Genomic DNA, 12,068 nt, shown 5'->3' with positions numbered 1-12,068 from the left:
CCTTTCCCGGGAATAAAGGATTCTAGAGGCCAGGCTTTGCGGCCTGTTGAATCATGACAACGATTTGTTCCTCCGTGGCATCCGGGAACCGGCTTCTCAGATTTTTGGCAATGGCTTTCTGTTTGGTGAGATCCGTTTCAATTCCGGTCAGCCTCAGTGTCATTTCAATGGGGCCTTCACCTATTTTTTCATATCCTGCGTTGTTCGGTTGGGCTGTGCCCATTTTTTCCTGTACCCAGGTGACGGGGGTTTTCCCCGGTTCGTCTGATCCCCCCATGGAACTGAACTTATATGCATTTTTTATTTCGTCCCGGGTCATCTGGGAAATTGCAGGGCCCCTGCCAGACCCGCCTGGGCCAGAAAAGGCATTCTCTCCGGTTGCTGATGTCTCATATTTTGCGCCCTTTTGGTCGATTGACGCCTGGTCCCTATACTGGCTGGTACCAAAGGGCATGACTTCAACATCCATGGTGTCCGCTTTTCCTCCAGGCCACCATCCGTTCAGGTCGACCGGCTCTCCCTGCCTGTTTTTAAGTGAAACCCCGTGGTGCTTGGCGATCTTCCGGATATTTTCCCAGTTATCCTTTTTAATCGTGCCCCGAATGTTCCCGCTGACTTCATCCATGGCCATGCCCAGGTCCCGGGTATCCTGGAAAAAAGCCTTTGAACTCCTTTCATACTGATCGACTTCTGCCTTTGTCAGGGTCTTTTGACTGGTATCGATGGGAACCAGGCCCTGTTTCTGATAATAATCAAACTGCCCTTTATCCTTGGCCGTATATTCTTTCCCGGTTTTCGGGTCATAGAGTTTCCATTCAGTGAATTTCCCCTGGCCCAGGGTTGCGGTTCTCTTGTCGTGGTATGCCTTCTCTGCCTTCCTGTTGGCGGTCAATGCCTGGGTAGATTCAATATCAGCCTTATCTTTTTCCCTCTTCAGATCCTGGTACCGGAAACCGGCCTGTTGAAGCTCGGCCATTGACTTGTAGGCCGTTTTATTGTTTTCGTCATCCATAACCACATAGTGTTGCTGGACTCCGTTCTCAATGGCTTTCTGAGGATAAATGTAATACTCTTTTCCCCCCTTGGTGTAGTACTGGCCACGGCCACCATCGGAACTCCCGGAAGGTTTCCGGGCCTCCTCGTTCCAACCGGTAATCGATTCCAGGTGGGTATATTGAGCGACCTTGAACTGTTCAGGCGTGATATTCATAATCATATTGACCGCATCTTCCATTGAAAGATTTCCGCCTGTCGGTTCGTGCCGGCCGGATCCGGAATGAAGATAGTATTCCTTTAACCGTCCTGTTTGCGGATCGTATTCATATTGATACGGATGATTCATTTTCTTTGACAAATCGGAGATAAGGGTGGCAGCCCCGGCCTGATCCCCTGATTGCAGAGCCTTGCTGATATATTTCCGATATTCAAGGAGATTATTATAACCTTCCTTTGCCAAGGCTTCTTTTGTCTCCTCAATGGCCTTTCTTGCATCTGTCTGGCCCTTAAAATAGTTAGCTGCAACTATCTCCCCCTGGGCCACAGCTGAAGCCGAATATTTCTTTTTCTTTTCCGGAGACAGATTCTCCCACTGTCCGGAAAGATAAAGTTCTGAAATCTCTTTGGCCTGCTTCCGTTCTTTGGCGTCCGAAATGGATTCCATGTATTTGTTGCCGCGATCTATCCAGTCCCGGGCCTGTACTTGGGCCTCCGGCCCCCCCACCAAATTCTGGGATTCCGGATCCTTTCCCAAGATGGCGTAATTGGTCACGGCATCCTTGTGAGTCTGATCCTTCTTGGCTTGCTCCTGGTTCTGGCGGTTATAATACTGATTCTGCTTGTTCAAGTTATTGATCTGCCCAAACACATTGGCAATGCCCATGAAATCGTTGTATCCTACCCTTCCCCATTTATCCGGCATGATATTCTCCTTGATTTTTGACTTCCCTGATATTACTTTCCTTGAAAAAGGAGGGCGTTATGAAAAAATGTTTCTTGTTTGCTTGCATTTCTTTGTTCATTTTTGGATGTGCCTCAAAGGGTCCTGACCTTTCAAAATTAAACTCTCTTCAGCCTGGAATTTCTCGATCTGAATTGGCTAAATTCTTTAATGATAAGGCTCCTGTAAGCACTGATTTTATTGATGGCTGTTTTCTCCTTAAGTACCCCATGTATGACTCACATGACATCGGAACTCGGCCTTATTATTTTGTTTTCAACCAAAATGACAGCTTAATTGGATGGGAAGAAATAAGGGGACAGAAACAAATCATTGTTGGCGGTGTTACTATTGCCATTCCCATGCCATCACGATAAGAAATACGACAAAAGACCAATACCTGTACCAATCCCAAGTGCCCATGGACCTCCGACAGCTGCAAGGCCTTTTGCCCCTTCGGCTGCCGTCATTGCTCCTACTTGAGCCCCCATCATAGCCCCCCCAGCCCCAGACAGAATAGCCCCACCAGGCGTCGGCCCAGGCTTCTGATTCGCGGGAATATTCGGCATCATTGATTTATAGGCATTTGATGACGCGTCAAGACTGCTCATCGCCCGGCCCATTGGATTTTCAACCTGATAAAGTGGCATGATTAATACCCCATAGCATTGGTAAGCCGTTGATAGTTTTCATCTTCAGCATTTGTGCGGGCCGTTGTTTTGGCGGATGCAACGGCTTTGGCCCGGTCCAGGGCATTGCTTGTGGTCAGTGAAGCATACCTTCCAGAATTCGGATTAACACCCATCCTGGCCGTGCTCCTGCCAAGTATGGCATTAGATGTATCAAATGCCTGGGACACGTAGGCCGCCGCCTTGTTTGCCCGGTCCTCTACATCAACTCCTTCCAGTGATTCTTTATAAAATGCATTCATGACAGGAGTTTTTGCATCGATGGCCGCTGAACCGTATTCCAATTCTTTTTGGGCGAGTTCCGTTTGACCCGGGATGAGTGAAAGAGCCGATTCGTTCTGGGCCTGCGTCAATTCAGTCTGTGTCGGAAGCAAAGAAAGTGCGGACTCATTTCCGGCTTTTGCAAGGGCTGTTTCAGATGGAATCAACTCCATGTTTGCCGCAATTTGAGCCTTTTCCATGGGCTGGTAGTACTGCTTATAAAAATCATGGTCCTCACCGTAAAGATCGGCATAATCTTCAGCTATAGTCGCCATCCTTGCATTATAGGCGGCATCAAAGCTATCTCCGCCCCCACCGCCACTTCCAAACGCCTGGATTAAGCTACCCTCCAAATAATTAAGCTTAAACTCGGCAGGGGTATCCCTCACTGCTTTGCTCATGTCGTACTTAAATCTTTTCATTGGCCCCCCCTCTCGCAATAAAAGCACATTGCTGGTTCGCTCTTTTTTTCCTTTGGGTTCCACACCGCAGACGGCAAAATCCCCAGACTTAACCACCCGCATGCCGTTAAGTGCATTATCGCGTGTTTGTTCCATGTGGCCACAAATCCAACCAGCAAATCGAGTAATGGGACTTCGTTCTGGTCTTTTATGGAAAAAAGCGTTTCAACGATTTTCCTGCTTGCCCACACGGTCTCCTTTCCCCAGAACGAAGAGAAATAGCAGAAACTCCCGAACGCTACGCGCCCTTCAATCCGATCAAGAATCGTCCAGCCCACCATTTCTTTATCAACAAACATGAAATACAGGCGGACATCGCTTCTCCTGACATATCTCAAGAATTCTTCAGGAGATTTAATGTATTCGTGGCAGTAAACAACCCCGTCCGTATGGTCGGCCTGCATGCGGGAAAACAGTTCCTTTATTCTGGAATTCTTGAAATTCATCTGCCCGTCGATCTCGGTATATGGGACAAGAGCAAAATTCATTCTTTGGTCTCAATTCGTTTTAGCCCATTAGCCTCAAGAAGGGCTTTGTCTTCCAATGCCCTTTGTAGAACCGGAATAATCTGGACCAACGGCTGAAGGGCGGAAAAAATAGCTGCATCAATCGGACTCGCCTTGGGATAAACCTTGCCGTCACTCCCAACTTCACACATCCCGTTTCTGAATGTTTCTGTGGTGGCCCGGTTGCTCTCTGACATCTTCACTGATTCCCGAAGCCAGAATTCCAGGAAACCAAAAGAACAGTCCCGAATTACTTTGGTTTTTTTAGGATTTGCCTCATCCGGATCCGGCACAATATATTCTCGCCAGAACGGACATCCTTCACCCGCAGATGGATCCCAATATTTTTCAGGGCATCCGTTTTTTTCAAAGCGCCTTAACCCATATACGCATGGCCGGTTTTTTCGATCTATCCTGATAGACTCAAGTTCGCATGTCGGCCATGCAGGGCAACCATTCCCAGTAGCTGGATCCCAATCTTGTGCTGGGCATCCGCCCTTATACTCTTTCAAGCCTCGTATACAGGGTCGTCTTTTAGGCATCAATCACGCCCTCGAATACCGGCAGGGTTTTCAGATAATTGTAAGCGCAGGCCGTGGGATTGCTGTCATCGTATTTTTTCTTGTCTGAAAAATGCTTTTCAAACTCGTTGTCGGTCTTGGCTTTTGCCATGGCATTTGTATTAGCGGTCTGCAATTCCTCCTTATACGCTGACATATCGGATAACCACTTTGTCCTTGCCGCGTTGTATTCATCTTTTTCCGCCTGGGTGGAGCTTGGAGTCCATTCCGGGACCATGGCGTCCCTTTGCGCACAAACTTCAGGGTATTCTGGAGCAACCGGAAAGAATTTGGACGCATCAGAAAGGAACACCCGCTCTTGCTCCGCTCGGTTGATCTGATACCCGATAGGGCCGAAAACAACCCTCTCACAAGCCTCTGTTTCAAAGACGGTTACGGAGAAAAAGATTGAATCAGACTCCTTGTTCACTTCAATCCGGCTTACCCGGGTGTAATAATCTGGTTTAATAAAATTTTTTAAGGCCATTTTTTCTCCTTTATGCTGCCCTTGTTCCGGTTATCATGATTTGATATTTGGGGTCGTAAGTGTCTTGTGTGAGTGGGTGATCGTGCCCAACTCCGCTTCCAATAGAACCCGTGGCTCCATTAACACCATGGCCATGAGAATCACTGCTTGTTGCGACTGAGATAATGGCAGATGCTAGCCCCCTTCCTGCTATTGGACCCACATCTACTGTTCCGTTCCCGGCAGATACGGTATGACCATGCGTGTCTGTGTCCGTAACAAGGGACCCCTCGCTATGAGCATGTGGGTACATCTCTGCCTCAGTTAAGGCATGCTCACCAACGCTTAGTTCTGTTTGCCAAGAGGTCGGACTTGCCCCCGCAGCGTTTCCAGATCCATAGGTAGGCCCGATAATAAGACTTACATTATCGGACCAGGGATCTGCGGAGTATCCAGTTGGGACGGCTGCATTATTAAAAACAATCGAAAATCCATCCGGAATATCACGCCCTATGATCTCAAACCCGTCTTCGTCACCATTTACGACGATGATGGATCCGGAAAGACCAGATAAAGAAGAAGGCAATCTCATGGCAGACGCCAGGGCCTCTGCTATCTGTGCTCCTGAATAAGGAATTGTGTATGGACTACTCATTTTTGCTTCCTATATGGAATATGGATTTTGCTTATCGGATTTAAGAAATCTGTCCAAATCTATTGGAGTACCGTTTATTTTAAGACGCTCCAAATCCCTGACAGTCAAAGCCCTGTCGTATTTGGCCTTTCTTTTTTTTCCGGTCAGCGTATCGAGCACATCTTTGACCGCATCAACAAATGTCTGACCTGAAACCCTTGGAATATTAGCTGTCATTTAAAAGCCCTTCATAATTTCGAATGCAGACCGACCAAGAACGATTCTATCTACCTTTCCCTTACCTCTCAGAATGACCTGAAACCGAGAACCTCTTTTTCTATTGGTAAATCTGAAAATTTCATTGTCTGAGATGACCTTTGATTCTTCGAGAACACCATCAATGAACAAATCAATAGTTACCGGCCCATTCGTGAAATCCCCGATCAGAATCCCGGCAGTTAAGACGATTTGCCTGATGCTGGTGAAAACCTTTGTTGCCCACTCGAAGTCCATCAGGTCCCCGACCTGCCACGCCACCAAATCCCTTTGGGAAAAATCCAAATCATTGTTGGCCTGAATCAGATATAGGGTGTCAAATGTCAGAGAATATTCGTCTCCGATAACATGGATCTCAAAACCATCTGAGGTAAGAAGCGTGTTTCCTCCGGAATCAAGGAGACTATAGACATTCGTACTGACCGTTGAAACATATCTGCCGTCATAAACCGGCCTACCAAGATCAAATCGCCTGATCTCGTTATTTCCAGGCTTGAATTCAATCCCGATTGAAGTGCCCTTGAAAAAAGCGATGTATGTATCGTCATAATAAAAGGCGAAGACCTTTTCCGGTCCGAGTGCTGACCATTGCTCTTGGGTAAACAGGTGCTGAGTAATGACTGAAGCAACCCCATCAGAATTAACCAAAGCCAGCCCAACCGGACAAGAATAGATGACTCCCCCCGGGAAGCTGACAATGGACCTATCAGACTTGCATGGAAGCTGTACCGGCCTTATTTCGAGAGACAGGGACGCCGGATCTGATCCGTAAACCAGGAAAGGCACTGTTTTTGTCAATACAACAACAGCCGTTCCGTTAAATCCTAATCCAACGATTTCCGAAGCGACGGGCAGCTTATACTCATCTGGGAATGCGTAGGGAATAAAAAGTTCAGATGGGTGAAGGGTATTATCATTGAAACCGAAGGCGATACCGTTAGACCCTGTTATGAGCCCCTTCAAATCATCTATTGGGACAGTCCATCCTGTTGTAGGTAAGACTTCACCCAAATCAGTTACGCCCAAATTGTCGTAGAACTCCAGGGGATCATCGGTTTTAGCCAGCTTTCCCGCGTATTGGAATTCTGCACCCGAATCACCGGCGTTCAAGCGGTAGATATAATAATGGGTCGTAAAACTTCCTTCTTCCGAAGCATCTATGAAGTCGTCAATTTTAATCGTGGAATCGTTTTCTGTGCTGATGTTATTGGTAGGAGGAGACGGAGCTGATTCAACTATGGTGTCATCCTCCCATTCTCCCACCCTGGTGTAACAGAAAGATACTTCGATCACAGTTCCGGACCCGGCCGAAGATATTGCATGACTTGGGGCTGATGTAGGTGCAGAGATTCCTAATCTCCTGGTTGCTGATGGATAGGGAGTTGTCCCTCCCAAAGCCAGGACTGAATTTGTCTCTTTGGGGTAATGATCGCCTGTAAAAATAATCCTTCCACCTGAGTTGTAGACCAGGGATTCTATGATATCTACTTTGTTTCTCCATTGAAGCCAACGGTCACCAAGGCGGTAAACAGTCTCTGCCCCCACCTGCAAAGTCTCTTTCGAAACCAGGCCTTTGATTGGCTTCAATGCCCCGGAAGCCAAATCACAGTTTATTGCCCTGGCTGCATTTTCGTTTGGGAGGAGTTTTTCAGAAACCCTAGGGATCTCTCCCTTGAATATGGAGATATCAATTAAAGCCATTGCCTTCTGGCCGTCCTTTTCTCTGTGGGCATGGTTTTGGAGAATTGTTCCCGCATGGCGTCCCCTACCCCATCTTCGAACACATCAGAATGGATAACGGCCAGGTTCGGGTTACTCCATGCCCTCCCGGGCATGATCATCAACTTGGCTTTAGCCCCAGCCGCAATGGTTTGAAACCAGTCATTGAAAAGAAAATTCGGAAGGGAGGAAACTGTCTCCAAAGGTTTTAAGGCGACATTAATAACCATGTCAAAATCATATGGGATTGGATCCTCAAGGGTGATGATATTTCCTGATGAATCGACCTCATACACCTTATCTCCGTTGCTGTAGGTGTAATGATTGACGCCAACGATCCATGTTCCTTCAGGCAACGAAACCGTTATGGTTTCATCCCCTTTAAAAACAGGCTGATTGATATCATCGGTATAAGCCCAGGTACGTCGGCAAAATTCGATAGCTGCCGTTAAAACCTCCTCTTTGATCAATGGATTGGGGCAGCCCGGAACATCCCGGCGTACTGTATTGAGAAATCTATCCATTTTTCATGATCGCCTTTAGAATTTCGATTCCCTGGTATTTCTTCCCCAGGAAGGTGAAAAAATTGGAAAGATGCTGGTTTGCCACTGCAATTGCAGTGTTCTCATCTTCCTGGGAAAAACATCTCCAAAGGATGTATTCTTTGACCGCCGGCACATAGATATCTGATAGGACCAGGGGATCTTCCATCGATGTAATCAAGGGGGCTGCCTGGGCGAATGACAATAAAACCTGCAATGTGTTGACAGACGGCTTTTTGTAAACCCAGAAGACCATGGGCTGCTCTTCATCAAAAAGGAAATGCTCGATCTCACTATCCGTGGTTTCTGATTGCCATCCCGGACAGCATTCATCCATGGTCTGCTTCTTCACCCTTGTGACAGGGCCGCCCCCAACATTCCCCTCGATATCAACAAACCGGATACCGCCAGAAGGAAGGACCTGCCGTGAAGATTGTGCCAAATTGAAATCGGATGTCACAATATTGGCGTCAACCCCCAGCAAGATGCAGGCATTCTGGGCCTCTGTCGTATATTTAAACAAAGTCTCTTTTTCCCAGAATATCTGGCCTGTATCGTTCAGCTGCTTTTCAAGGTCATTTGTGATGATGTCGGAGGCGGTTGTCATGGCATCTCCTTAAGGGCGAATTATTTGCCCTTTCCTTTGTCCTTGTCTTTTTCTTCTTCAACCAGCTCAAAAGATCTGGGATAAGTTTCAAGCAAAAGCTCTCCGTCCTTATCCGAGACATCCACCGGCTTGTCGCCTTTGAAGGTGTACTTCTTTTCAAGTTCTGGCCGGGTCAGTTTTAGCTGTTCTTTCCTGCCCTTGTATTTCAAAAACATGATTCATCCCTTTCTTTGATGTTTGATGGGGGCCCAAAGGCCCCCGTTGGTTAAATTATTCTGTTCACGGATCAGGCATTGGGATCGATGCAGGCCGTATCAACCCCGATCACGCCCACATCCTTGGCGTTGAACGTCCCTTTCTTAATGCCGTAAATGGAGCCGGCAGTAATAACCAGACGGTTCCCGCGGTCATCGGTTTCCTCGTTCCAGGAATACCGGCCGTATTCTCCGTTCTTTCCCCATGCGGCCAGTCCGGCATGGGCGCCCAGGAACAGGGCCCTGGCAGCGTCAACATCTGCACCGGCTCCATAATCGTCAAACCGGATCACATTCCGATGCTTGTGCAGAATGATTCCATTCCATTCACCCAGGCAGTCCTTGTAGATCATGGATTTGGGGCCGTCGGTGTGTTTATGGATATCCAGCCAGTCATTGGTTGACATGGAGGCCCTCAGGGCAAATGCCTGGAAGGTATGCATGACAAGGACATACTTGCCGGAATCCCCTTTGGAGATCGGGCGGATGAGGGGGGACGTTGTTTCGGCCATGGCCAGGCATCTCTCGATGGTATTCAGGGTCATCAAGTCAGCCGCATCAAGATCGGCTTTGGAAGAGGCCGGGACACCCGAGGCATCGCCATAAACCTGATATGAGGGGGCAATCATGCCGTTGTTGGCCCGTCCGGTCCAGTCAGTGGCAAAATGGAAGTTGGGGTTGACCCCCCTGGCACCGGCCAGGTACATAAAATACTGCTGGTCATAGTCCTCTCCATACCAGATTGCCAGGGCGTCGCGCCCCATTTTCCGGAGATTGTAAGGCACCCTCTGCTCGGACATCTTGCCCTTGGATTTGGTCCCTTTTCTTCTCTGATCGATATAGACCTTGTCCGCATAGTGGGACAGGCCTTCCTCGGCATCGGTCCCTTCGATATCGTTGTCACCTTCGATACCGTCTCCGGAAAGTTTCATCTGCAGGCCGACTGTAATGCTTTCTCCGGCACTGGATTTTTTCAGGTCAGTGGCAACTTTGATGATGGCGTTTTTGCCCTTGCCCATGAATTTTTTAAAATACTGCTGGTCCTCGGCCTCAATAGCCAAACCAGGTTCCCATACCTGTCTTGCAAGGTCACTGTTAAGTGGAAAATCAGTGAATCCCATTTTTTAAGTCTCCTATTGAAGACCCGAATAATACGCTTCCCGCTCCGGTTCAGTCATGACCGCAAGTTCCTCCTCGGTCTTTGGCTTCCAGGCTCCGGGAATCTCAACCTTTACGGTTTGAACTTCGTCCAGGCCGGGTGCGGCTTCTTTCGGGTTGTCTTTGAATTTTTTCAGAAGCTTGTCGGCTTCCTCTTTCCGAATTTCCTCTCGGATTTGAGAAATATCGACTTCTTTTGATTTCATGGCATCACTGCAGAACTTAACAAAAGAGACGGCAGCCTTTCCCAGGGGAAGGGGCTTGTCCGATCCCTGGGGGATGACCATGGTGGCCGGGTTGGAAAGGACAACAAGCTCATCCGGTTGAAACCCTTGTTCAACGGCATACTCGGTCAAGGCCTTCCCGATTGATTCATCGTCATATATTCCAGGAACGGCCTGGCTGACTTCTTCCAGGCTGGTCCGGATAATGTTCTGATGAAAATCTCGCTCGGCTCTCTCCTCGTCATCGATCCGTTTTTGTTCGGCCTTTTGCTCGGAAACGGCCTGCTTGTGGTCAAAGAGTTTTCTCTGATAAATTGCAGCCTCTTTGGGATTTTCCTCCCAGAGTTCATCAAACTCTTCATCACTCAGGACCTTGAACTCCGGATCAATTTTAGACTCCGGCTTTTTCTTGGTCTGAACAGGCTTCTGGTCAAGGGCGAACTGGAGGGACCGGACCTTGGCCCGTTCCGAAGAAAGGGCTTTTTCCAGGTTGGTTTTATGCTCGGTCATTTTTTCAAGGTCAGATGTAAGCTGGGCCACTTCGGCCGGCGCCTCTTTTTCCTTCCCGGATTCAGAGTCTTTTTCAGATTCCTTGCCCTTCTCTTCTTCAGATCCCCGTTCCTCTCCGGCTTTCTCAGAATCCTCCGGGCTTTTCTTCTCTTGGCCCTCACCCTCCTGACCCTGGCCCTGGCCTTCATCCCCGGATTCACCTTCTTTTTCCTTCGCGGATCCCTCTTCCCCCTCTTTTGAATCTGACGACTGTGAAGAAGCCGTAATTACTTCACCTGATTCGTTGAGTTCAGGGATGGTCTCTCCAAAAAGGCTTTCCCGGGAATCGATCTCTCCGGTAACAGTGTCTCCGCTGTCTTCCATCGTGATACCCTGTGCTGAGTTAAGTTCTGCTGGTGTTGCTTCTCCTGACATTTCTCTTCTCCTTGCTGAAATTAACGGGTCAGCCCCCGAAAGGTTGGTTTACTCGGCGGTAACGCTGCCGGAAGCGGGTTTAAAAAAAAGAAGGGCCGGAAGAGAGCATATTTAATGCTCCCAACCGGCCCTTCTCTGGTGATCCTGGTTGGTTATTTACCTTATGCGGACTTTTCCGCTACTTCATTCAAGCACCTTCAGGCTAACTGTAATGGTTATGTTTTTCAATGACGGTTTGTACTCGCGATGGATCTCACACCAAAGCCCGTTCTTTTTACAAAAATCTTTGATCTCTTCAGCTGTCTTGATCGCCCGATTTTTTGTCATTTTAGGGTCTTTCATTTAAGCTTTACCTCCATCCACAAAAGAGGATCAGCCATTGGGAAATAGCTACTATCTCCATCAAATTTTTGTACCGGATTTATGAAAGAATCCCCAGACCACTCCAAATAAAAGACTGAGTCCGAATTATAAGCGACCAAGTAATGCCCTCGCTTTGGAGGTTTTCTCTCTTTGAAGGCATGCCAAATTAAAGAAACCTGGCCCCTATTTCGAGAGACAAAACGGGTTTGCTCTCTCATTGCCCGTATTTCAGCTATTCTGGCCGCTTTAACGTGATCATACACACCAGCAAGACCTTTGACCTCATCATCGAGAAGGGGTTCTTCTCTCTCTGGGCCTGGAGGCAGATAAGTCGTTTCTCCAAAGATAGATTGTCTCATATCCCAACCCCCGGGGCCTTCGGGAAAATCCTGTCAAAATTATCCCTGAAGTTCTTATCAGCTGTCTTCCCAGCGCCCATATCATATTGGGAAAACCGATAGGTATTCCACCTGAAGTCTCGGCCATTC

16 protein-coding genes are annotated in these 12,068 nt (G+C 48.0%); 1 reads left to right on the top strand and 15 read right to left on the bottom strand.

Going from position 1 to position 12,068, the window contains the following annotated elements:
- Positions 1 to 22: 22 nt before the first annotated feature.
- A complete protein-coding gene (locus tag F608_RS0122305; RefSeq protein ID WP_022667927.1) occupies positions 23 to 1,918 on the bottom strand; it encodes a hypothetical protein in 1,896 nt (631 codons plus the stop codon).
- Between the two features lie 59 nt (positions 1,919 to 1,977).
- On the opposite strand from F608_RS0122305, the gene F608_RS0122300 reads away from it, so the two are divergent.
- The gene (locus F608_RS0122300) at positions 1,978 to 2,313 is read left to right on the top strand and encodes a hypothetical protein (protein WP_022667926.1); all 336 of its coding nucleotides are present in this window, start codon (positions 1,978 to 1,980) and stop codon (positions 2,311 to 2,313) included.
- Positions 2,314 to 2,588: 275 nt separating this feature from the next.
- Here the strand turns inward: F608_RS0122300 and F608_RS0122290 are convergent, their stop codons facing one another.
- The 14 genes from F608_RS0122290 to F608_RS0122225 all read right to left on the bottom strand — a co-directional run bounded on the left by F608_RS0122290 (position 2,589) and on the right by F608_RS0122225 (position 11,939).
- Positions 2,589 to 3,308 carry a hypothetical protein gene (locus F608_RS0122290; protein WP_022667924.1) on the bottom strand — a complete coding sequence of 240 codons (720 nt, stop codon included), beginning with the start codon at positions 3,306 to 3,308 and terminating at the stop codon, positions 2,589 to 2,591.
- A complete protein-coding gene (locus F608_RS0122285) occupies positions 3,305 to 3,835 on the bottom strand; it encodes a hypothetical protein (RefSeq protein WP_022667923.1) in 531 nt (176 codons plus the stop codon). Before F608_RS0122285 ends, F608_RS0122290 begins: the two co-directional genes overlap by 4 nt.
- The gene (locus F608_RS36325) at positions 3,832 to 4,395 is read right to left on the bottom strand and encodes a hypothetical protein (RefSeq protein ID WP_161626889.1); all 564 of its coding nucleotides are present in this window, start codon (positions 4,393 to 4,395) and stop codon (positions 3,832 to 3,834) included. Before F608_RS36325 ends, F608_RS0122285 begins: the two co-directional genes overlap by 4 nt.
- Positions 4,388 to 4,843 (bottom strand): hypothetical protein, encoded by a 456-nt coding sequence (locus F608_RS0122275; RefSeq protein WP_153307563.1) that lies wholly within the window; start codon positions 4,841 to 4,843, stop codon positions 4,388 to 4,390. The genes F608_RS36325 and F608_RS0122275 overlap by 8 nt, the downstream gene beginning before the upstream one ends.
- Before the next feature lie 67 nt (positions 4,844 to 4,910).
- Positions 4,911 to 5,534: a hypothetical protein gene (locus tag F608_RS0122270; protein ID WP_022667919.1), complete on the bottom strand. Its 624-nt coding sequence runs from the start codon at positions 5,532 to 5,534 to the stop codon at positions 4,911 to 4,913.
- A gap of 9 nt (positions 5,535 to 5,543) precedes the next feature.
- The gene (locus tag F608_RS0122265) at positions 5,544 to 5,750 is read right to left on the bottom strand and encodes a hypothetical protein (protein WP_022667918.1); all 207 of its coding nucleotides are present in this window, start codon (positions 5,748 to 5,750) and stop codon (positions 5,544 to 5,546) included.
- Positions 5,751 to 7,490, bottom strand: a complete 1,740-nt coding sequence (locus F608_RS0122260) for a hypothetical protein (protein ID WP_022667917.1) — start codon at positions 7,488 to 7,490, stop codon at positions 5,751 to 5,753.
- Positions 7,481 to 8,032 (bottom strand): hypothetical protein, encoded by a 552-nt coding sequence (locus tag F608_RS35250; RefSeq protein WP_022667916.1) that lies wholly within the window; start codon positions 8,030 to 8,032, stop codon positions 7,481 to 7,483. Before F608_RS35250 ends, F608_RS0122260 begins: the two co-directional genes overlap by 10 nt.
- Positions 8,025 to 8,657, bottom strand: coding sequence for a phage adaptor protein (locus F608_RS0122250; RefSeq protein ID WP_022667915.1), 633 nt, complete (start codon positions 8,655 to 8,657; stop codon positions 8,025 to 8,027). The genes F608_RS35250 and F608_RS0122250 overlap by 8 nt, the downstream gene beginning before the upstream one ends.
- A 20-nt stretch (positions 8,658 to 8,677) precedes the next feature.
- Positions 8,678 to 8,872: a hypothetical protein gene (locus F608_RS0122245; protein WP_022667914.1), complete on the bottom strand. Its 195-nt coding sequence runs from the start codon at positions 8,870 to 8,872 to the stop codon at positions 8,678 to 8,680.
- A 71-nt stretch (positions 8,873 to 8,943) separates the two neighbouring features.
- On the bottom strand, positions 8,944 to 10,032 hold the full coding sequence (locus F608_RS0122240) for a N4-gp56 family major capsid protein (RefSeq protein ID WP_022667913.1): 1,089 nt from the start codon (positions 10,030 to 10,032) through the stop codon (positions 8,944 to 8,946).
- 12 nt (positions 10,033 to 10,044) lie between these two features.
- Complete coding sequence (locus F608_RS0122235) at positions 10,045 to 11,166, bottom strand: hypothetical protein (protein WP_022667912.1); 1,122 nt, start codon at positions 11,164 to 11,166, stop codon at positions 10,045 to 10,047.
- A gap of 234 nt (positions 11,167 to 11,400) precedes the next feature.
- Positions 11,401 to 11,559: a hypothetical protein gene (locus tag F608_RS36320; RefSeq protein WP_022667911.1), complete on the bottom strand. Its 159-nt coding sequence runs from the start codon at positions 11,557 to 11,559 to the stop codon at positions 11,401 to 11,403.
- Positions 11,556 to 11,939, bottom strand: a complete 384-nt coding sequence (locus F608_RS0122225; protein ID WP_022667910.1) for a hypothetical protein — start codon at positions 11,937 to 11,939, stop codon at positions 11,556 to 11,558. Before F608_RS0122225 ends, F608_RS36320 begins: the two co-directional genes overlap by 4 nt.
- Positions 11,940 to 12,068 lie beyond the last annotated feature (129 nt).

Source organism: Desulfospira joergensenii DSM 10085 (assembly GCF_000420085.1).
Classification (GTDB): Bacteria; Desulfobacterota; Desulfobacteria; order Desulfobacterales; family Desulfobacteraceae; genus Desulfospira; species Desulfospira joergensenii.
Note: the sequence above shows the minus strand (reverse complement) of the source record. Positions and strands in the feature narration are given on the sequence as shown.

Coding starts and splice junctions, on each gene's coding strand:
- F608_RS0122305 (WP_022667927.1), bottom strand. CDS start 1,918: ATGCCGGATAAATGGGGAAGGGTAGGATACAACGATTTCATGGGCATT.
- F608_RS0122300 (WP_022667926.1), top strand. CDS start 1,978: ATGAAAAAATGTTTCTTGTTTGCTTGCATTTCTTTGTTCATTTTTGGA.
- F608_RS0122290 (WP_022667924.1), bottom strand. CDS start 3,308: ATGAAAAGATTTAAGTACGACATGAGCAAAGCAGTGAGGGATACCCCT.
- F608_RS0122285 (WP_022667923.1), bottom strand. CDS start 3,835: ATGAATTTTGCTCTTGTCCCATATACCGAGATCGACGGGCAGATGAAT.
- F608_RS36325 (WP_161626889.1), bottom strand. CDS start 4,395: ATGCCTAAAAGACGACCCTGTATACGAGGCTTGAAAGAGTATAAGGGC.
- F608_RS0122270 (WP_022667919.1), bottom strand. CDS start 5,534: ATGAGTAGTCCATACACAATTCCTTATTCAGGAGCACAGATAGCAGAG.
- F608_RS0122265 (WP_022667918.1), bottom strand. CDS start 5,750: ATGACAGCTAATATTCCAAGGGTTTCAGGTCAGACATTTGTTGATGCG.
- F608_RS0122260 (WP_022667917.1), bottom strand. CDS start 7,490: ATGGCTTTAATTGATATCTCCATATTCAAGGGAGAGATCCCTAGGGTT.
- F608_RS35250 (WP_022667916.1), bottom strand. CDS start 8,032: ATGGATAGATTTCTCAATACAGTACGCCGGGATGTTCCGGGCTGCCCC.
- F608_RS0122250 (WP_022667915.1), bottom strand. CDS start 8,657: ATGACAACCGCCTCCGACATCATCACAAATGACCTTGAAAAGCAGCTG.
- F608_RS0122245 (WP_022667914.1), bottom strand. CDS start 8,872: ATGTTTTTGAAATACAAGGGCAGGAAAGAACAGCTAAAACTGACCCGG.
- F608_RS0122240 (WP_022667913.1), bottom strand. CDS start 10,032: ATGGGATTCACTGATTTTCCACTTAACAGTGACCTTGCAAGACAGGTA.
- F608_RS0122235 (WP_022667912.1), bottom strand. CDS start 11,166: ATGGAAGACAGCGGAGACACTGTTACCGGAGAGATCGATTCCCGGGAA.
- F608_RS36320 (WP_022667911.1), bottom strand. CDS start 11,559: ATGAAAGACCCTAAAATGACAAAAAATCGGGCGATCAAGACAGCTGAA.
- F608_RS0122225 (WP_022667910.1), bottom strand. CDS start 11,939: ATGAGACAATCTATCTTTGGAGAAACGACTTATCTGCCTCCAGGCCCA.